The organism is Streptomyces barringtoniae (assembly GCF_020819595.1).
GTDB classification, from domain to species: Bacteria; Actinomycetota; Actinomycetes; order Streptomycetales; family Streptomycetaceae; genus Streptomyces; species Streptomyces barringtoniae.
The window spans coordinates 231580-251133 of the sequence record NZ_JAJHNP010000006.1 but is presented as its reverse complement, the minus strand read 5'-3'; the positions used below and the strand labels follow the sequence as shown (position 1 = coordinate 251133).

General features: G+C 70.5%; 19 protein-coding genes and 1 pseudogene. 8 read left to right on the top strand and 12 right to left on the bottom strand.

Translation table 11 applies throughout. From position 1 onward, the window contains the following. Nucleotides 1-495 carry a DUF3145 domain-containing protein gene (locus LMU33_RS12800; protein WP_030341287.1) on the top strand — a complete coding sequence of 165 codons (495 nt, stop codon included), beginning with the start codon at nucleotides 1-3 and terminating at the stop codon, nucleotides 493-495. 81 nt (nucleotides 496-576) lie between these two features. On the opposite strand, the gene fabF is transcribed toward LMU33_RS12800, so the two are convergent. The 5 genes from fabF to fasR form a co-directional block, all read right to left on the bottom strand. Next, nucleotides 577-1848: a beta-ketoacyl-ACP synthase II gene (fabF, locus tag LMU33_RS12795; RefSeq protein WP_228620147.1), complete on the bottom strand. Its 1272-nt coding sequence runs from the start codon at nucleotides 1846-1848 to the stop codon at nucleotides 577-579. Between the two features lie 86 nt (nucleotides 1849-1934). Next, the gene (locus LMU33_RS12790; RefSeq protein ID WP_018545314.1) at nucleotides 1935-2183 is read right to left on the bottom strand and encodes an acyl carrier protein; all 249 of its coding nucleotides are present in this window, start codon (nucleotides 2181-2183) and stop codon (nucleotides 1935-1937) included. Between the two features lie 81 nt (nucleotides 2184-2264). Beyond that, the gene (locus LMU33_RS12785) at nucleotides 2265-3296 is read right to left on the bottom strand and encodes a ketoacyl-ACP synthase III (protein ID WP_228620145.1); all 1032 of its coding nucleotides are present in this window, start codon (nucleotides 3294-3296) and stop codon (nucleotides 2265-2267) included. 10 nt (nucleotides 3297-3306) lie between these two features. After that, nucleotides 3307-4233, bottom strand: a complete 927-nt coding sequence (locus tag LMU33_RS12780; RefSeq protein WP_228620144.1) for an ACP S-malonyltransferase — start codon at nucleotides 4231-4233, stop codon at nucleotides 3307-3309. Nucleotides 4234-4322: 89 nt separating this feature from the next. Further along, on the bottom strand, nucleotides 4323-5540 hold the full coding sequence (fasR, locus tag LMU33_RS12775) for a fatty acid biosynthesis transcriptional regulator FasR (RefSeq protein WP_228620142.1): 1218 nt from the start codon (nucleotides 5538-5540) through the stop codon (nucleotides 4323-4325). Nucleotides 5541-5626: 86 nt separating this feature from the next. Between fasR and LMU33_RS12770 the strand changes: the two genes are divergently transcribed. Further along, nucleotides 5627-6280 (top strand): pirin family protein, encoded by a 654-nt coding sequence (locus LMU33_RS12770; RefSeq protein WP_228620497.1) that lies wholly within the window; start codon nucleotides 5627-5629, stop codon nucleotides 6278-6280. Between the two features lie 34 nt (nucleotides 6281-6314). On the opposite strand, the gene LMU33_RS12765 is transcribed toward LMU33_RS12770, so the two are convergent. Both LMU33_RS12765 and LMU33_RS12760 read right to left on the bottom strand, forming a co-directional pair. Further along, on the bottom strand, nucleotides 6315-7145 hold the full coding sequence (locus LMU33_RS12765; RefSeq protein WP_228620140.1) for a serine hydrolase domain-containing protein: 831 nt from the start codon (nucleotides 7143-7145) through the stop codon (nucleotides 6315-6317). A 19-nt stretch (nucleotides 7146-7164) separates the two neighbouring features. Further along, a complete protein-coding gene (locus tag LMU33_RS12760; RefSeq protein ID WP_228620139.1) occupies nucleotides 7165-7641 on the bottom strand; it encodes a GNAT family N-acetyltransferase in 477 nt (158 codons plus the stop codon). A gap of 97 nt (nucleotides 7642-7738) precedes the next feature. Between LMU33_RS12760 and LMU33_RS12755 the strand changes: the two genes are divergently transcribed. Beyond that, nucleotides 7739-8203: a MerR family transcriptional regulator gene (locus LMU33_RS12755; RefSeq protein ID WP_228620137.1), complete on the top strand. Its 465-nt coding sequence runs from the start codon at nucleotides 7739-7741 to the stop codon at nucleotides 8201-8203. Continuing rightward, entirely contained in the window at nucleotides 8200-9216 is a 1017-nt protein-coding gene (locus LMU33_RS12750; protein WP_228620136.1) for an aldo/keto reductase, read from the top strand. Before LMU33_RS12755 ends, LMU33_RS12750 begins: the two co-directional genes overlap by 4 nt. A gap of 1 nt (nucleotide 9217) precedes the next feature. On the opposite strand, the gene LMU33_RS12745 is transcribed toward LMU33_RS12750, so the two are convergent. The 3 genes from LMU33_RS12745 to LMU33_RS12735 all read right to left on the bottom strand — a co-directional run bounded on the left by LMU33_RS12745 (nucleotide 9218) and on the right by LMU33_RS12735 (nucleotide 12066). Next, on the bottom strand, nucleotides 9218-10063 hold the full coding sequence (locus LMU33_RS12745) for a DUF4429 domain-containing protein (RefSeq protein ID WP_228620134.1): 846 nt from the start codon (nucleotides 10061-10063) through the stop codon (nucleotides 9218-9220). 66 nt (nucleotides 10064-10129) lie between these two features. Beyond that, entirely contained in the window at nucleotides 10130-11347 is a 1218-nt protein-coding gene (locus LMU33_RS12740) for an alpha/beta hydrolase (RefSeq protein WP_228620132.1), read from the bottom strand. An 83-nt stretch (nucleotides 11348-11430) separates the two neighbouring features. Beyond that, complete coding sequence (locus LMU33_RS12735) at nucleotides 11431-12066, bottom strand: TetR family transcriptional regulator (protein ID WP_228620131.1); 636 nt, start codon at nucleotides 12064-12066, stop codon at nucleotides 11431-11433. Between the two features lie 66 nt (nucleotides 12067-12132). On the opposite strand from LMU33_RS12735, the gene LMU33_RS12730 reads away from it, so the two are divergent. Together LMU33_RS12730 and LMU33_RS12725 are read left to right on the top strand one after the other, a co-directional pair. Beyond that, entirely contained in the window at nucleotides 12133-13752 is a 1620-nt protein-coding gene (locus tag LMU33_RS12730) for an MFS transporter (RefSeq protein WP_228620129.1), read from the top strand. 274 nt (nucleotides 13753-14026) lie between these two features. After that, entirely contained in the window at nucleotides 14027-14332 is a 306-nt protein-coding gene (locus LMU33_RS12725; RefSeq protein ID WP_228620127.1) for a small hydrophobic protein, read from the top strand. A gap of 80 nt (nucleotides 14333-14412) precedes the next feature. Here LMU33_RS12725 and LMU33_RS12720 read toward each other — a convergent pair. Together LMU33_RS12720 and aceE are read right to left on the bottom strand one after the other, a co-directional pair. Then, nucleotides 14413-15156: pseudogene (locus LMU33_RS12720) on the bottom strand (potassium channel family protein). 127 nt (nucleotides 15157-15283) lie between these two features. Then, the gene (aceE, locus tag LMU33_RS12715; protein ID WP_228620126.1) at nucleotides 15284-18031 is read right to left on the bottom strand and encodes a pyruvate dehydrogenase (acetyl-transferring), homodimeric type; all 2748 of its coding nucleotides are present in this window, start codon (nucleotides 18029-18031) and stop codon (nucleotides 15284-15286) included. Nucleotides 18032-18446: 415 nt separating this feature from the next. Between aceE and LMU33_RS12710 the strand changes: the two genes are divergently transcribed. Together LMU33_RS12710 and LMU33_RS12705 are read left to right on the top strand one after the other, a co-directional pair. Further along, complete coding sequence (locus tag LMU33_RS12710) at nucleotides 18447-18884, top strand: DUF3052 domain-containing protein (RefSeq protein ID WP_228620124.1); 438 nt, start codon at nucleotides 18447-18449, stop codon at nucleotides 18882-18884. 136 nt (nucleotides 18885-19020) lie between these two features. After that, nucleotides 19021-19479, top strand: a complete 459-nt coding sequence (locus LMU33_RS12705) for a peroxiredoxin (RefSeq protein ID WP_228620122.1) — start codon at nucleotides 19021-19023, stop codon at nucleotides 19477-19479. Nucleotides 19480-19554 lie beyond the last annotated feature (75 nt).

Genomic DNA, 19554 nt, shown 5'->3' with positions numbered 1-19554 from the left:
GTGACGACACGTGGAGTTCTGTACGTGCACTCCGCGCCGCGCGCGCTGTGCCCGCACGTCGAGTGGGCCGTCGCCGGGGTGCTCGGCACGCGCGTCAACCTCGACTGGATCCGGCAGCCCGCGGCCCCCGGCACCTGGCGCTCGGAGTTCTCCTGGCAGGGCGAGGCGGGCACGGCCTCCAAGCTGGCCTCCGCCCTGCGCGGCTGGCACCTGCTCCGCTTCGAGGTCACCGCCGAGCCCTGCCCGACCGCCGAGGGCGAGCGCTACAGCTGCACCCCCGACCTCGGCATCTTCCACGCCGTCACCGGCATCCACGGCGACATCCTCATCCCCGAGGACCGCCTGCGCGCCGCGCTGACGCGCTCTCAGCGGGGAGAGACCGACCTGGAAGCGGAGATCGCCAAGCTCCTGGGCAAGCCGTGGGACGACGAACTGGAGCCGTTCAGGTACGCCGGCGAGGGCGCGCCGGTGCGCTGGCTGCACCAGGTGGTGTGAGCATCCGGGCAGAGGGCAGGGCAGAGCATCAGGACACGAGGAAGGGCCCCCGCCGGTCGGCGGGGGCCCTCACTCACGTTCTCAGACGGTCCTGAACGCCAGGACCACGTTGTGCCCGCCGAAGCCGAACGAGTCGTTCAGCGCGGCGATACGGCCCTCGACCGGCAGCTTGCGGGCCTCCCCGCGGACGACGTCCGCGTTGGCCTCGGCCTCGGGGTCGATGTTCTCGATGTTGATCGTCGGCGGCGCCACCCGGTTGTACAGCGCGAGCACGGTCGCGACCGACTCCACACCACCGGCGCCACCGAGCAGGTGCCCGGTCATCGACTTGGTCGCGGACACCGCCATGTGGTCGGCGTCGTCACCGAACACCTTGCGCAGCGCCTTCAGCTCGGCGATGTCACCGGCCGGCGTCGACGTGGCGTGCGCGTTGACGTGCACGATCTCGGCCGGGTCCAGGTCCGTGTTGTCCAGCAGGTTCTGCAGCGCGTGCGAGATGCCGCGGCCTTCCGGCTCCGGCTGCACGATGTCGTGGCTGTCGGCGGAGATGCCCTGCCCGACCGCCTCCGCGTACACCCGCGCGCCGCGCTTGGCCGCGTGCTCGGCGGACTCCAGGACGATCACACCGGCGCCCTCGCCGAGGACGAAGCCGTCGCGGTCGACGTCGTAGGGACGCGAGGCACCCTGCGGGTTCTCGTTGTTCTTGGACATCGCCATCATGTTGCCGAACGCGGCGATGGGCAGCGGGTGGATGGCCGCCTCGGTACCGCCGGCGACGACGACGTCGGCGCGGCCGGTGCGGATCATCTCGATGGCGTAGCCGATGGCCTCGGCACCCGACGCGCACGCGGAGACCGGCGTGTGCACGCCCGCGCGGGCGCCCACGAGCAGGCCCACGTTGGCCGAGGGGCTGTTCGGCATCAGCATGGGGACGGTGTGCGGGGAGACGCGGCGGACGCCCTTCTCCTTGAGCACGTCGTATTGGTCGAGCAGCGTGGTCACGCCGCCGATGCCGGAGGCGATGACGGCACCGAGCCGGTCCGGGTCGACGCTGCCGTCCTCACCGGCCTTGGCGGTGAAGCCCGCGTCCTTCCAGGCCTCCTGAGCCGCGATCAGCGCGAACTGCGCCGAACGGTCCAGGCGGCGCGCCTGCGGCCGAGGGATGACCTCGGTCGGCTCCACGGCGACGGGAGCCGCGATACGGACGGCCTGCTCGGCCGCCCAGTCCTGCTCCAGGGGCTTGACACCGGACGTGCCGGCGACGAGGGCGTCCCAGAACGAAGCTGCGTCGCCACCCAGCGGTGTGGTTGCGCCGATACCGGTGACGACCACGGTGCGATTGGTCGGGCTCACGGGAATTCTTTCTCCAACGGATACGGGATTCAACGGCGCCACCGCCGGGTGGCGGGGCCTTGCAGCCTTCAGGGCCGAGCGGTGGCTCAGGCCTGGTGCTTGAGGATGTAGTCGGTCGCGTCGCCGACGGTCTTGAGGTTCTTGACGTCCTCGTCCGGGATCTTCACGTCGAAGCGCTCTTCGGCGGCGACGACGACCTCGACCATGGACAGCGAGTCGACGTCCAGGTCGTCGGTGAAGGACTTGTCCAGCTGGACGTCCTCGGTGGGGATCCCGGCGATCTCGTTCACGATCTCGGCGAGACCGGCGACGATCTCTTCCTGAGTGGCGGCCATGTCAGGCGCTCCTTCTTCGATGTTCCAGACGGTTTGTGGCAATTGCTGCCGTGCCCGATCGCGAGATCCGGCACGGAGTGCCTAGGGGAGGGTAACGACCGTGGCGGCGTAGACGAGACCCGCCCCGAATCCGATGACGAGCGCGGTGTCGCCGCTCTTCGCCTCCCCGGTCGCCAGAAGCCGCTCCATCGCGAGCGGAATCGAGGCGGCCGAGGTGTTGCCGGTGGTGCGGATGTCACGGGCGACCGTGACATGCTCCGGCAGTTTGAGGGTCTTCACCATCGAGTCGATGATCCGCACGTTGGCCTGGTGCGGGATGAAGACGTCCAGCTCTTGCGGGCTGATGCCGGCCGCGTCCAGCGCCTGCTGGGCGACCTTCGCCATCTCGAACACGGCCCAGCGGAACACCGCCTGGCCCTCCTGCGTGATGGCGGGGAACTTGATGTTGCCGTCGCTGTCGAGCGGCAGCTCGGACAGGTCGCCGAGCCGGAACCGGTCCCAGGGGACGGTCTGCTTGATCGTCTCGGCCTTGTCGCCCTCGGAGCCCCACACGGTGGGGCCGATCGCGGGCTCCTGCGAGGGGCCGACGACGACCGCGCCGGCGCCGTCGCCGAACAGGAAGGCCGTGGCCCGGTCCTCCAGGTCGGTCAGGTCGCTGAGCCGCTCCACGCCGATGACGAGCACGTACTCGGCGGAACCTTCCGCCACCATGCCCTTGGCGAGGGTCAGGCCGTAGCCGAAGCCCGCGCAGCCGGCCGAGATGTCGAAGGCGGCGGCCTTGTTCGTGCCCAGCTTGTCGGCGATCTCGGTGGCGACGGCCGGGGTCTGGCTGAAGTGCGAGACCGTCGAGACGACCACGGCGCCGATCTGCTCCGCGTCGATGCCGGCGTCCGCGATCGCCTTGCCGGAGGCCTCGATCGCCATCGCGGCCACGGTCTCATCGGGACCGGCCCAGTGCCGCGTCTCGATGCCGGAGCGCGAGCGGATCCACTCGTCGGAGGAGTCGATCTTCTCGAGGATCACCTCGTTGGGCACGACCCGGGTCGGCCGGTAGCCGCCGACACCGAGGATGCGCGCATACGGGGCGCCCTTGCTGGGCTTGATCTTCGCCATGTACGGCTCCTTAGGCGCCGGCGTGCTCGGAGACGAGCGCGCGTGCCGCGTCGAGGTCGTCGGGGGTCTTCAGGGCCAGGGTCGCGACGCCGGGCAGCGCCCGCTTGGCCAGTCCGGTCAGGGTGCCACCCGGGCACACCTCGATGAGCGCGGTGACGCCCAGCTCCTTGAAGGTCTCCATGCACAGGTCCCAGCGCACCGGGTTGGCGACCTGGCCGACCAGCCGCTGGAGCACCTCGGCGCCGGCCGCGACGGCCTGCCCGTCCTTGTTGGAGACGTAGGCGACCTTCGGGTCGGCGGGCGTCAGCTCCGCGGCGGCCTTGGCCAGTGTCTCGACGGCGGGAGCCATGTGGTGGGTGTGGAAGGCGCCGGCGACCTTCAGCGGGATGACCTTGCGGACGCCCTCGGGCTTGTCCTCGGCCAGCGCGGCCAGCTGCTCCAGCGTGCCCGCGGCGACGATCTGGCCCGCGCCGTTGATGTTCGCCGGGGTCAGGCCCAGCTTCTCCAGGTGCGCGACGGAGGTCTCGGGGTCGCCGCCGAGCAGCGCCGACATGCCGGTCTCGGTGATCGCGGCGGCGTCGGCCATCGCCAGACCCCGCTCGCGGACCAGGCCGAGCGCGGCGGCGTCGTCCAGCACGCCCGCGAAGGCGGCGGCGGTGATCTCACCGACGCTGTGACCGGCGACGGCGCCCGGAGCGATCTCGGAGATGTCACCGAGTGCCGCGGCGGACAGGAGGCCGGCGGCGACCAGCAGCGGCTGGGCCACCGCGGTGTCACGGATGGCGTCGGCGTCGGCCTGGGTGCCGTAGTGGGCCAGGTCCAGTCCGATGGCGTCCGACCAGGCGGCGACACGGTCGGCGGCGCCGGGCAGTTCGAGCCAGGGAGTCAGGAAGCCGGGCGTCTGGGCGCCCTGGCCGGGAGCGACGAGTACGAGCACTCTCACACTCTCTCTTGGGGACGGCCGGGGCCGCCCGTGAGGACAGGGACGAAGAACACGAAGGGCTTTTGTGGAACTCCGACAAAACCCTATGCCGGGAGTTCGCCGTCGACCAGACGCCCCAGGATGAGCGCGATCCGCAGCGTAAACGCGGATCGTACATCCGATGGCGACCAACCGGTGACGTCAGTCACACGTCGGAGCCGGTAGCGCACGGTGTTCGGGTGAACGAAGAGCATCCGGGCGGCGCCCTCCAGGCTGCTCGCCTGTTCCAGATAGACGCTCAGGGTTTCCAGCAGCGCCGAACCGGCCTCTTCGAGGGGTCTGTAGATCTCCTCCACCAACTGCTCGCGGGCGCTCGGATCACCCGCGATCGCGCGCTCCGGCAGCAGATCGTCCGCCAGCACCGGCCGCGGCGCGTCCTGCCAGGCGGAACACGCCTTCAGGCCTGCGGCGGCGGCCTGCGCGGACCGCGTGGCGGCCAGCAGGTCGGGTACGACGGGCCCGGCGACCACCGGCCCGGCGGCGAAGGGCCCGATCAGCGACTTGGCGACGGCGAGCGGGTTGTTGCTGCCCCCGGCGATGACGACGAGCCGGTCCCCGAGAACCCCGGTGAGCACCTGGAGCTTGGCGTGCCGGGCGGCCCGCCGGATGGCCTCGACGGTCAGCTCGCTGTCCCCGTCGGGCGCGGTCCCGAGTACCACGCACACGTGTTCCGGCGAGTTCCAGCCGAGCGCGGCGGCCCGGCTGACGGCGCCTTCGTCCGCCTCCCCGCTCAGCACGGCGTTGACGACCAGCGACTCCAGCCGCGCGTCCCAGGCACCGCGTGCCTCGGCGGCCTGCGCGTACACCTGCGCGGTGGCGAAGGCGATCTCCCGGGCGTACACGAGCAGCGCCTCCCGCAGCACGCTCTCGTCACCCGGGGCCGCGACCTCGTCGATCGCGCTCTCCATGACTTCGATGGTGGTGCGCACCATCTCCACGGTCTGCCGCAGCGTGATGGCCCGGGTCAGCTCGCGCGGCGCGGTGCCGAAGACGTCGGTCGAGATCGCCTGGGGGGCGTCGGGGTGCCGGAACCACTCGGTGAAGGCCGCGATGCCCGCCTGGGCCACGAGCCCGATCCAGGAACGGTTCTCCGGGGGCATGGCCCGGTACCACGGCAGGGTCTCGTCCATCCGTGCGATGGCCTGCGCGGCGAGAGACCCGGAGGACTTCTCCAGCCGCTTGAGGGTCGCGGCGTGCGGGTGGACGGCGAGTGCGTGGCGATCGGCGTGGGGTTCGCTGCTGCGGGATTCGGGTTCGGGCACGGGACAAGACTGCCTTATCCGGACGCCGGTGCGTGCCGCCGGGTCTGGCTCGGCGCCCCGGGGCGGGGTCTACCGTTGTGCGCGTGATGGACGTACGGCGCGCCGACGAGCGCTACCCAGGGGGCGAGCCGGAGGCCGGGATCGAGTCCTGGCACGCGTTTTCCTTCGGCCCCCACTACGACCCCGGCAACCTCCGCTTCGGCGCGGTCATCGCCTGCAACGAGGAGCGGCTCGCGCCCGGTGCCGGCTTCGGGGAACACCCGCACAGCCACACCGAGATCATCACCTGGGTCGTCGAGGGCGAGCTGACCCACCGCGACTCCACCGGCCACGAGACCTGCGTCCGCCCCGGGGACGTCCAGCGGCTCAGCGCGGCGGCAGGCGTCCGCCACGTGGAGCGCAACGACGGGTCGTCGCCGCTCACCTTCGTCCAGATGTGGCTGGCGCCGCGGGAGCCGGGCGGGGAGCCGTCGTACGAGATCATCCCGGGCATCGCCGACTCCACGCCGTACGCCGTCCCGGAGTCCGGCGCGATGCTCCACATACGGCGCCTGGCGGCGGGGGAACGGACGGCGGTGCCGGACGGGGCGTTCGTGTACGTGCACGTGGTGCGGGGCACCGTCCGGCTGGCCGACGAGGAACTGGACGCCGGTGACTCGGCCCGGATCACGGACGCGCGGGGCCTTGAGGCGGTGGGGGTGACGGCGACCGAGTTGCTGATGTGGGAAATGGGCGGGTAGGGGTCGTCGTGCCCGCGGGGCGCTGGTGGCGGCCTCAGCCGCGCAGTTCCGCGAGCACCGCGTCCGTGAACGTCGGCCAGGCCTCGACCGCCCAGGGGCCGAACGCCCGGTCGGTCAGGGCGGCGCACGCCGCACCCGCGTCCGGGTCGATCCACAGGAACGTACCGGACTGCCCGAAATGCCCGAAGGTGCGCGGCGAGGAGGAACTCCCCGTCCAGTGCGGCGACTTGGAGCTGCGGATCTCGAGGCCCAGGCCCCAGTCGTTCGGGTTCTGGTGGCCGTATCCCGGAAGCACACCCTTCGTCCCGGGGAACTGCACACTCATCGCCTCCGCGACCGTCCGCGGATCCAGCAGCCGCGGCGCCTGCACCTCCGCCGCGAACCGCAGCAGGTCGGCCACCGTGGACACGCCGTCCTTCGCGGGGGAGCCCTCCAGCGACGTCGACGTCATCCCCAGCGGCTCCAGCACCGCCTGCCGCAGATACTCGGCGAACGGAATGTCCGTCGCCTTGGCGATGTGGTCCCCCAGCTGCTCGAACCCGGCGTTGGAGTAGAGCCGGCGCTCACCGGGCGGCGCCATCGCCCTGTGCTCGTCGAAGGCGAGCCCGGAGGTGTGCGCGAGGAGGTGCCGGACGGTCGAACCGGGCGGCCCGGCCGGCTCGTCCAGTTCGATCGCGCCCTCCTCGTACGCGACCAGCGCCGCGTACGCGGCCAGCGGCTTGGTGACCGAGGCGAGCGCAAAGCGGTGCCCGACGGGACCGTGCGTCCCGAGGACGGTCCCGTCGGCCCGTACGACACCCGCCGCCGCGGTGGGGACGGGCCACTTCTCGATCGACGCCACGCTCGTCAGGCTGTTCAACGACATGCTGACGAGCCTATGCGGCTCACAGCAGCAGCCGCATCGACGGGTCCGGGTCACGCGTGAAGCCGAGCGAGGCGTACAGCGGCTCGGCCTCCTGGGAGGCGGTCAGCAGCACATGACCCACGCCACGCTCCCGGAACCAGGCGACCAGTTCCTCCATGCACGCGCGCGCGTACCCGCGCCGCCGGGCGTCCGGGTCGGTCGCGACGCTGAAGACGTACCCGACCCGCCCGTGCGGATTGCCGGCCTTCCCGATCCGGTACTCCAGCGTCCCGGCCACCAGCGCGGCCAGCGCCCCCGGCCGGTCCGGATGGTCCACGACGAAGGCGACGAAGTCGCCGTCCGGCTCGGCCAGCCGCTCCCGCAGCGTCGGCAGCGACTCGGCGTGCCACTCCGTCGGCCCGCCGCCTCCCGTGCTCCGCAGGGAGTCGATCATCACCTGGCGCAGCCGCAGCAGTTCCACGGCGTCCTCGGGCAGGGCCCGGCGTGCAAGACTCATGTGCCGCACGCTAGCCAGGAGTCGGGGCCGGCGTCCCGCTGATTTCTTACCGAATCCGCTTGCTTGGAGTGCACTCCAACCCCATAGCGTGGGGGCCATGACGGTGATGCAGACCACGCCGGCGGACACCGCACGCACGGCCCCCGCAGACATCTGCTCCGCCCCGCCCAGACGCCATCCGCGCGCCGACGGCCAGGACAGCTACACGATCAGCGAGGTCGTCGCGTTCACCGGCCTGACCGCGCACACCCTGCGCTGGTACGAGCGGATCGGCCTGATGCCGCACGTCGACCGCTCGCACACCGGGCAGCGGCGCTACAGCAACCGCGACCTGGACTGGCTGGACTTCGTGACGAAGCTGCGGCTGACCGGCATGCCGGTGGCCGACATGGTCCGGTACGCGGAACTGGTCCGGGAGGGCGAGAGCACCTACGGGGAACGACGGGAGCTGCTGGAGTCGACCCGCCGGGACGTCCTGAACAGGATCGCCGAGCTGCGGGACACGCTCGCCGTACTCGACCGCAAGATCAGCTTCTACGCGATGGAGGGGACCACGCGATGACCGGCACCAGGATTCCGGCGGTACGGCTCGGCGAGGGCGGACCGGAGGTCGGCGTTCAGGGCCTCGGCTGCATGGGCATGAGCTTCGCGTACGGCCCCACCGACGCAGGCCAGGCGCGCGCCGCGCTGGAGCGGGCGCTGGAACTGGGCGTGACGCTGTACGACACGGCGGACGCCTACGGCGCCGGCGAGAACGAGCGGTTCCTGTCCCCGTTCTTCACGGCGCACCGGGACGAGGTGGTCATCGCCACCAAGTTCGCCCTGTCGATCCCCGAGGACGACCCGACCAGGCGGATCGTCCGCAACGACGCCCCGTACATCCGCGAGGCCGTCGAGGCCAGCCTGAAGCGGCTCGGCGTCGACGTGATCGACCTGTACTACATGCACCGCCGTGATGTGAACGTCCCCATCGAGGAGACGGTCGGCACGATGGCGGAGCTGGTCCGCGAGGGCAAGGTCAAGCACCTCGGGCTGAGCGAGGTCACCGCCGACGAGCTGCGCGCCGCGCACGCCGTGCACCCGATTGCGGCCGTGCAGTCGGAGTGGTCGCTGTTCAGCCGGGACATCGAGGCCAAGGTCGTACCGGCCGCGCGGGACCTGGGCGTCACCCTGGTGCCGTACTCGCCGCTCGGCCGAGGCTTCCTCACCGGCTCCTTCACCAACGCCGAACAGGACCTCACGGCCGACGACTTCCGCCGACAGCAGCCCCGCTTCACCGGCGCCAACGCGACCGCCAACGCGGCCCTCCTGGAGCCGATCCGCACCATCGCCGAGGCCCACGACGCCACCCTCGGCCAGATCGCCCTGGCCTGGGTGCAGCAGCGGGCGACGATCGACGCCCTCCCGGTGGTCCCGATCCCGGGCACCCGCAAGCCGAACCGGGTGGAGGAGAACGTGGCGGCGACGGCGATCGTCCTGACGGCCGAGGAACTGTCCCGACTGGAGCCGATCGCGGCGAAGGTGGCGGGCAACCGGTACGCGGACATGGCGTTCACCTCTGCGGGCCGGGAGTAGCTCACAGCTCCGCCAGGAGTTCCGCCTTCTTCGAGGAGAACTCCTCGTCGGTGACCAACCCGGCCTGATGCAACTCCCCCAGGTGCCGGATCCGTTCGGCGATGTCGGCGGGGTCACGCCGTGACGGGGCCGGTACCGCGGATACCGGCCCACGCGTGCGTACGGCGGCGAGGACGGCCGCGGCGAACGGCAGCGACTCGTGCACCGGGCCGTACCCCAGCCCGAAGACAACGGCCGCCGGATCCTGGTCGGGCTGCACCGCGGCCGACTCGGCCGAGCGCGGGACCAGCCGGAGGTGTCCCTCGAACACCTCCGGCGACCGCCACTCCACCCCGCTCAGCTCCGTGACCGGGAAGCTCTGGTCGCCGGCCTTCCACTTGGCCGAGGACGCGCCCGTCCAGGACCAGCGGAACTGCACGGCCGCACCGTCGAAGCTCGCCTTGCCGTCGTACGCCTTGAACGACAGCGGCACCTCGGGCGCCGTCACTTGAGGGCGGTCGGCGGGCCCGGACTCGGTCAACAGGCCCTTGAGCTCGTCGGCGTAGTACTCGGCGAGGGTCTCCCGCTCGGCCGGCAGCACCAGCCGGTAGGGATCGGAGCCCTCCTTCAGCTGCCCGGCCGCCGCCTCCATCAGCGGATCCGCGCCGGCACGCGGCAGCAGCCGCAGTACGACGGTGCCGCGCCTGCCCGGGGAGAGCGTCACGCCCTCGACCGCGGACAGCGGGATCCGCCGTTCCCCGAGTGCCTGGAACAGCTTCGGTGTCCGAATCCCCCGTTCGTAACGGATGAGCACGGAGTCGGACTCGAACTCCCAGACGGCATGAAAACCCGCCAGTACGTCACCCATGCGGCTCATCGTATGCGGCACGTGCTCCTCCGTCGCCACCCGCGCAGACCGCACTTCCTGCTGTTTCTACGCGCGTCCGGCCGTGGTAGTGGCGGGCACACCGGCCCGGCACAGGTCGTTCTCGCGTGCGCACGTCACCTCGTCGTACGCCCCGACGGCCACGTCGGCGAGGTTGCGCAGACTGTCCGTGCCCGGCTGGAAATAGCCGGCGTGCCCCTGCGCGTCCCGAGCGGTCAGCACGCGCGCACCGAACGCCGAGGACACCGGATCGGCGCCGTGCCCGAGCCCGCCGAGCTCCAGGTACGGCACGTCCTGGATCCAGTCGGTGGCGTCCCGCATGGCCCACACCCGGGCCTTGGTGTCCAGGTGGGAGGCGCTGGAGACGCGCATGCCCGGGCTCGCGGCCACCGCTATGTCGGTCACCCGGCGCGGCATCGCGTGCGCGGCCACCCCGCAGACCACGGAGCCGTAGCTGTGACAGACCATCGTCACCGGGGCGCGCCCGGGCAGGCCGCCCAGCAGCGCGTTCAGCCGTACGGCGCCCTCCTCGGCACGCAGCCCGGTGGCCGCGTCCACGCCGAGCCCGTCGGGGGCGGTGTAGTCGGCCCAGGCGATCACGGCGGTACGGGTCGCGGGGCTCTGCGCGCGCTCCGCCGCGTACAGCGCCTTGCCCATGCCGACCGGGGCGGTGTACTGGCGGTTGGTCTTCTGGAAGGTGAGCAGGTCGGTGTCGACGCCGGGGACGACGACCGAGATCCGCTGCGCCGTGTCCAGGTTCCCGAACACCTCCGCGATACGGCCCGAGCCCTCGGGGTCGAAGGCCAGGATCTGCCGGCCGTCGGACAGCAGGGACTCGTAGCGGTGCATGAGGCGGCCCGCGTCCTGCTGCCCGGCCGCGCTGAGCCGGCTGTCGTGCATGCGCTTCTTCTCGACCTTGCGCTGCTGCTCCATCGCGATGTGGTTGGCGCGGTAGCGCAAGGTGGCGGGGGCGCCGTTCATGTTGCCGACCGCGAGCGGGTAGCGGTGGGCGAGACGGTGCTGGTCCTCGGCGGAGAGGGAGGCGAAGAAACGGCTGAGCACGGCCGGTGCGGCGTGCGGGTCCGGCAGATGGAGGCCGTGGATGCTGCCGTGGTCCCACTTGTCGAGCGAGGCCTGCAGCGCGGTCGACTCCCGGTGGCTGTGCAGGGCGGTCCAGCCGGTGGTCGCGAGCATCACGAACACCACGGCCAGGGCCAGCAGGGCGCGCCAGACGTTCAGTTGCGGGGAGGTGTCGAAGGAAGTCACTGGGAGGACACACTAGGAGAACGGGAGGGTCTCGGGGTAACCGAGTGACAGGTATCACGTTTCGCGAAGCGTCGAACGCGTTGTCAACGATCTTGATTTGAGCGCCAGTTCCCGATGAGTGCCGAATCCACCAGATCGAGGTGGGACGCGGTGAGTTGACGGATCGCCTCCAGGCTGAAGTCGTCGCCCGTGCACCACTGCCGTTCCGTGACCCTTATCACTGCGCCGAACACGGCCACGGCGAGCCGCGGTCGGGGGTCGGCGTCCACGTCCACGCCCTCGCGCCCGGCCAGCAGCCGCGCGATCGTCTCCTCCGTCGCCGCCGAGCGGCGCAGGTGGGCGGCGAGCAGCGCGGGCGTCGACTCGATCGTCCGGTACATGCGCAGGTACAGCTCGACCGGGACGGCCGACTCGACCGTCTCCCGGATCCCGTCCCAGCCCTCCAGGACCGCCTGCCGCAGGGCCTCCAGCGGTGCCTCGTGCGGCGGACGCGCGCGTACGGCCTCGACGAAGCGCGCCTCCGTCATCTCCTGGACGGCGAAGGCCACGTCCTCCTTGCCGGCGAAGTAACGGAAGAAGGTGCGCTGCGAGACGTCGACGGCCTCGGCTATCTCGTCGACGGTCGTGTGCTCGTACCCCTGGGTCGTGAAGAGCTCCAGAGCGGCCCGCAGCAGCGCCTCCCGGGTGCGCTGTTTCTTGCGTTCGCGCAGTGTTTCCATACGTGTCAGTTACTGACTGATGAAACGGTTTGTCAATTGTCAGAGGCTGTCACTAGCCTCGAACACATGACTAGTCAGACCACCATCGACGCGACGGGGCCGGGGGACACGGCACCCCAAGTCCCGCTCGAGTCACCTCCGGCCGCGGGGCTGCGCGGCCATCCCTGGCTCACCCTCATCACCGTCGCCGTGGGCGTCATGATGGTGGCCCTCGACGGCACCATCGTGGCGATCGCCAACCCGACCATCAAGGAAGACCTGGGCGCGACCTTCGCCGATGTCCAGTGGATCACCAACGGCTACTTCCTCGCCCTCGCGGTCACCTTGATCACCGCGGGCAAGCTCGGTGACCGCTTCGGCCACCGGCAGACCTTCCTCATCGGCGTGACCGGCTTCGCCGCCGCCTCCGGCGCCATCGGCCTGTCCCACAGCATCGCCGCGGTCGTCACCTTCCGCGTCTTCCAGGGCCTGTTCGGCGCGCTGCTGATGCCGGCCGCGCTCGGCCTGCTGCGGGCCACCTTCCCGGCCGAGAAGCTCAACATGGCCATCGGCATCTGGGGCATGGTGATCGGCGCGTCCACCGCGGGCGGCCCGATCCTCGGCGGCGTCCTCGTCGAGCACGTCAACTGGCAGTCGGTGTTCTTCATCAACGTCCCCGTGGGAGCGCTCGCCCTGGTCCTGGGCGCGCTGATCCTGCGCGACCACCGCGCCGAGAACGCCCCGCGCTCCTTCGACGTCCTCGGCATCGCGCTGCTCTCCGGCGCGATGTTCTGCCTGGTCTGGGCCCTGATCAAGGCCCCGACGTGGGGCTGGGGCGACGACAGGACATGGATCTTCATCGCCGCGTCCGTGCTTCTCTTCGCCCTGTTCTCCGTCTGGGAGACGAGGGTCAAGGAGCCCCTGATCCCGCTGGGCCTCTTCCGCTCGATACCGCTGTCGGCGGGCGTGGTCCTGATGGTCCTGATGGCCATCGCGTTCATGGGCGGGCTGTTCTTCGTGACGTTCTACCTCCAGAACGTGCACGGCATGAGCCCCATCGACGCCGGCCTGCACCTGCTGCCGCTCACCGGCATGATGATCGTCGGCTCGCCGCTCGCCGGTGCCGCGATCACCAAGCTCGGCCCGCGCATCCCGCTGGCCGGCGGCATGGCCGCGACCGCCATCGCGATGTACGGCATGTCGACGCTCGAGGCCGACACCGGCAGCGGCGTGATGTCGGTCTGGTTCGCGCTGCTCGGCCTCGGCCTCGCGCCGGTCATGGTCGGCGCGACGGAGGTCATCGTCGGCAACGCCCCCATGGAACTGTCCGGTGTCGCCGGCGGCCTCCAGCAGGCGGCCATGCAGATCGGCGGCAGCCTCGGCACGGCCGTGCTGGGCGCTGTGATGGCCTCCAAGGTCGACAGCGACCTGCCGGGCAACTGGACCGGCGCCGGACTGCCGCCGCTGACACCGGGTCAGCTGGACAAGGCCTCGGAGGCGGTCCAGGTGGGCGTCGCGCCGGTGCCCAAGGGTGTGCCGGAGCAGGTCGCCGCGAAGATCACCGAGGTCGCCCATCACACCTTCATCTCCGGCATGAGCCTCGCCTCCCTGGTCGCCGCGGGCGTGGCGGCGGTCGCCGTCCTCGTCGCGCTGCTGACCAAGCGGGGCGCGAACGCGGAGGCGGGCGCGGGCGTGGGCCACATCTGAGGGTTACTGCTCGGGCCTCCGCCCGGGCGTCTGCCTGGGTCTCCGCCCGGGCGTCTTCCGGGCGGAGTTCCCCTATCAGGGTGACTCCGCTAAAGATCGCTCGCACCGGGCGCGCGCCGCGGGTCACAGTGGGTCAAGTCCTCCGCAGACATGGGGGACGGCCGGGCCGCGGCGCGCGCTGCCGGAGGGGGGCAGCGCGCGCAGGTCTGCCGGGCCGGAATCGGGGTACTCGCACCGCGAAGCCGAACTGTCCATGACCCCCAGGGAGTTGATGATGACAGGCTTCGGGCACGGAACGCGCGGGTACCCCCGGTCACGTGGCCGGACGTGGCAACGGACCGGGCCGGACCGCGCGACACTCGGCATCATCGGCGCGATCTGTGCCGTGGCCGGCTTCTTCGCGCTGGGCATCGTCCTGGGCCCGGTGGCGATGGTCTGCGGCTGGCAGTCCATGGGCCGCAAGTGGTCCAACGACCGAGACATCCCAGCGCTGGTGGCGTTGGTCCTCGGCGCGATAGACACGGTGCTCGCCGTCGTCGCCCTGGCGGGCGCGGCCACATGGGGCCACGGGCTCCTATAGCCGACGGTTGCGTCGTGGGGCCCGGGGCCGTCCGCCGGGCGCGGGACCCCACCCGGTCGGCCACGGCACCGGGCAGCGCGTCAACTCCGCTGCTGCTCCCGCTCGTCGGCCAGCCGAGCCACCTCCGCGCGCAGTGAGCGAACCTCCTCGGCCAACGCGGCGATGGCCTCCGTCTGCCGCCGCTCCTCCACGTCGTCCTTCTCGAACCGCGCGATGAACTACGCCGCGATGTTCGCGGTCACCACACCGAGCAATGCGATCCCGGACAGCATCAGCCCGACGGCGATCACCCGCCCCAGCCCGGTCGTCGGCGCGTGGTCCCCGTACCCCACGGTCGTCATCGTCGTGAACGACCACCACACCGCGTCACCCAGCGTCCGGATGTTCCCGTTCGGCGAGTCCCGCTCCACGGACAGCACCGCCAGCGACCCGAACATCAGCAGCCCGGTCACCGACCCGGCGACATAGGTCGTCAGCCGGATCTGCGAGGCCATCCGCGCCCGCCGCCCCACCAGCAGCAGCGTCGACACCATCCGCAGCAACCGCAGCGGCTGCAGCAGCGGCACCAGCACCGCGCACAGGTCTGTCCAGTGTGTGCGGACGAACTCCCGGCGCCGCGGGGCGAGTGCGAGCCGCATGAGGTAGTCCACGGCGAACGCGGCCCAGACCACCCACTCGACCACCGTGCACGCGGCCGTCAGCGAATGACCCGCGGAGTGGGCCACGATCGGCACGGCATAGGCGACGGCGAACGCCACAGCCAACGCCAGCAGGGGCCGTTGGGTACGCCGCTCCCAACGGGCCTGCGCCGACTGATCGCTCATGCCCGCATCGTAAACGCGCCCCAAAGGGGTGCGGGGGACTGCGCGACCAGCCACGCAGTCCCCCGCACCCGGCGACGAACCAGCAGACCCTCCCCGGTTGCCGCCCCGTCAAAGCCGAGGGAAACGGCTACGCGTCGCCGCCCGCCGCCCCCGGATGCGCCGCCGACACGTCCAGCAGCTGGTACCGGTCGATGGCCTGCTTCAGCACCGAGCGGTCCACCTTGCCCTCGCGCGCCAGTTCGGTCAGCACCGCGACGACGATCGACTGGGCGTCGATGTGGAAGAAGCGCCGCGCCGCACCCCGGGTGTCGGCGAAGCCGAAGCCGTCCGCGCCCAGCGACTGGTACGTGCCCGGCACCCACCGCGCGATCTGGTCCGGAACCGATCGCATCCAGTCGGACACGGCCACGAACGGACCCTCGGCGCCGCTGAGCTTCCGCGTCACATACGGCACCCGCTGCTCCTCCTCCGGGTGCAGCAGATTGTGCTCCTCGCACGCCACCGCCTCGCGGCGCAGCTCGTTCCAGGAGGTGGCCGACCAGACGTCGGCGCGCACGTTCCAGTCCGCGGCGAGGATCCGCTGGGCCTCCAGCGCCCACGGGACCGCCACGCCGGACGCCATGATCTGCGCCGGGAGCGAGCCGGCCGTGCCCTCGCTGATCTTGTGGACGCCCTTGAGGATGCCCTCCACGTCGACGTTCGCCGGCTCCGCCGGGTGCTGGATGGGCTCGTTGTAGACGGTCAGGTAGTAGAAGACGTCCTCGCCGTGCGGGTGCTCGGCGTCGCCGCCGTACATCCGGCGCAGGCCGTCCTGGACGATGTGCGCGATCTCGTAGGCGTACGCCGGGTCGTAGGCCACGCACGCCGGGTTGGTCGAGGCGAGCAGCTGCGAGTGGCCGTCGGCGTGCTGCAGACCCTCACCGGTCAGGGTGGTACGGCCGGCGGTCGCGCCCAGCACGAATCCGCGCGCCAGCTGGTCGGCCATCTGCCAGAACTGGTCGCCGGTGCGCTGGAAACCGAACATCGAGTAGAAGACGTAGACCGGGATCAGCGGCTCGCCGTGCGTGGCGTAGGCCGAGCCCGCCGCGATCAGGGAGGCCGTACAGCCCGCCTCGGAGATGCCGTCGTGCAGCATCTGGCCGGTCGGCGACTCCTTGTAGGCGAGCAGCAGCTCCCGGTCCACCGACTCGTACTGCTGGCCCAGCGGGTTGTAGATCTTCGCGCTCGGGAAGAAGGAGTCCATGCCGAACGTGCGGTACTCGTCCGGCGCGATCAGCACGAACCGCTTGCCGATCTCCTTGTCCCGCATGAGGTCCTTGAGGAGTCGCACGAAGGCCATCGTCGTGGCGATGGACTGCTGGCCCGTGCCCTTCTTCACGGTCGCGTACGTCTTGTCGTCCGGCAGCGCGAGCGGCTGGGAACGCACGACGCGCGTCGGGACGTAGCCGCCGCACTGCTTGCGCATGTCGTGCATGTACTGGATCTCGTCCGTGTTCCGGCCCGGGTGGTAGTACGGCGGCGGGCCGGACTCCAGCTCCCTGTCGGAGATCGGCAGGTGCAGCCGGTCCCGGAAGCGCTTGAGGTCGTCGACCGTCAGCTTCTTCATCTGGTGCGTGGCGTTGCGGCCCTCGAAGTTCGGGCCCAGCGTCCAGCCCTTGACCGTCTTGGCCAGGATGACCGTCGGCTGGCCCTTGTGCTCCAGGGCCGCCTTGTACGCCGCGTAGATCTTCCGGTGGTCGTGACCGCCGCGGCCCAGCATCAGGATCTGGTGGTCGGTCATGTTCTCGACCATCGCGCGCAGCCGCTGGTCGCCGCCGAAGAAGTGCTCGCGGATGTACGCGCCGGACTCGGTGGCGTAGGTCTGGAACTGCCCGTCCGGGGTCGTGTTCATCTTGTTGACCAGGACACCGTCGCGGTCCTGCGCGAGCAGCGGGTCCCACGTGCGGTCCCAGATCAGCTTGATCACGTTCCAGCCGGCGCCCCGGAAGATCGACTCCAGCTCCTGGATGATCTTGCCGTTGCCGCGCACCGGGCCGTCGAGCCGCTGCAGGTTGCAGTTGACGACGAAGGTCAGGTTGTCCAGGCCCTCCCGGGCGGCGATGGACAGCTGGCCGAGCGACTCCGGCTCGTCCATCTCGCCGTCGCCGAGGAACGCCCACACGTGCGACTTGGAGGTGTCCGCGATGCCGCGCGCCTCCATGTAGCGGTTCATCCGGGCCTGGTAGATCGCGCCGAGCGGGCCGAGGCCCATGGAGACCGTCGGGAACTCCCAGAAGTCCGGCATCGAGCGCGGGTGCGGGTAGCTGGACAGGCCGTTCGGGTACTTCGACTTCTCCTGGCGGAAGCCGTCGAGCTGGCCCTCGGTGAGCCGGTCGAGCAGGTAGGCGCGCGCGTAGATGCCGGGGGAGGCGTGGCCCTGGAAGAAGACCTGGTCACCGCCGTCGCCCTCGTCCTTGCCGCGGAAGAAGTGGTTGAATCCGACGTCGTACAGCGAGGCCGAGGAGGCGAAGGTGGCGATGTGGCCGCCGACGCCGATGCCGGGGCGCTGGGCGCGCGAGACCATCACGGCCGCGTTCCAGCGGGTCGCGTTGAGGATCTGGCGCTCGATCTCCTCGTTGCCCGGGAAGAACGGCTCGTCCTTGGTGGCGATCGTGTTGACGTAGTCCGTGCTGCGCATCTCGGGCACGGCCACGCGCCGCTCGCGGGCCCGCTCGATCAGCCGGAGCATGAGGTAGCGGGCCCGTTCCCGGCCGCGCTCGTCCACCGCGGCGTCGAGGGAGTCGAGCCACTCCCGGGTTTCCTCGGGATCGAAGTCAGGAACCTGACTCGGAAGGCCGCCAATGATGATCGGATTGCGATCGGATCCGGAAGCCACGCTGTTCCTTACCTGTCAGAGGGCCGATTTTCTGCACCTGCCTACACCGTTCCCCATCGTGTACCTCGGGACGGCGTACGTCATCTCCTCGGTGCCTCTCGGTGTCTTGATCGGTCAAAACGCAACGATACGCCCGGGGTGTGACGTGCTTGGCAAAGGTGTTCGAGGGGCGTATCGGCGGATGATTCTGAGATGATTTCGAACGGCGCAAACCGGGCACATCGGTGTGATGTGGGTCACGCGGAATCGGGATACGGTGCCAGGAGTTGCGGCGACACGGCCGGGATCGTCACCGTTTCGGCGGTCCGGAGGGCCGGGTACTTGCGCGATCCGCCCCGCCCGTGTGGACTACGGCCAATGCTTCGCGCACGCGCGTGGCTGAGATATTCATCAAGACATGATCAGGAGGCAACCCGTGAGCGCGACCGCGGACCACGCGGAGGAGCGGACGAACCCTGCCGCCAGGCTGGGGTTCCAGCCCGGGCAGGTGGTCCAGGAGATCGGCTACGACGACGACGTCGATCAGGAACTCCGTGAGGCCATCGAGGAAACCATCGCAGGCGACCTCATGGACGAGGAGTACGACGACGTGGCCGACGCCGTTGTGCTGTGGTTCCGTGACGACGACGGCGACCTGACGGATGCGCTGGTGGATGCCACCACGTACATCGAAGAGGGTGGCGCAATCCTGCTCCTGACGCCGAAGACCGGCCGGACGGGATACGTGGAGCCGAGCGACATCCAGGACGCCGCCACGACGGCCGGCCTGACAGCGTCGAAGAGCGTCAGTGTGGGCAAGGACTGGAGCGGAAGCCGGCTGGCCACGCCGAAGGCGGCCAAGTCCAAGAAGTGATCTCCTCTCCCACTGCCGGACGGGCTGGATTTCGCCCCGGCCCGTTCGGAAGGCCCTGGTGATCGCTGCGTAGGGTGGAGCCGCGCGTGTGCTGTGCGCGCTCCACCCGAACGGCCCACCGAAGGGATGCACGACGATGGCGATCCAGGTCGGCGACAAGGCGCCCGACTTCGAGCTCAAGGACAACCACGGCCGCACCGTGAAGCTCTCGGACTTCCGCGGCGAGAAGAACGTGGTCCTGCTCTTCTACCCCTTCGCCTTCACCGGCGTCTGCACCGGCGAGCTGTGCGAGCTGCGCGACAACCTTCCGAAGTTCGAAGGCCGCGACACGCAGCTGCTCGCCGTATCCAACGACTCCATCCACACCCTGCGCGTCTTCGCCGAGCAGGAGGGCCTGGAGTACCCGCTGCTCAGCGACTTCTGGCCGCACGGCAACGTCTCGCGCGCGTACGGCGTCTTCGACGAGGACAAGGGATGCGCCGTCCGGGGCACCTTCATCATCGACAAGGAGGGCGTCGTGCGGTGGACCGTGGTCAACGGCCTGCCGGACGCGCGCGACCTGAACGACTACGTGAAGGCGCTCGACACCCTGTAGGCCGACCGTGGCCGACACCTGTGATTCTCCGGGTCCAGGGTCTGCGGGGTGCGGGAACCCGTCACTAGGATCGGC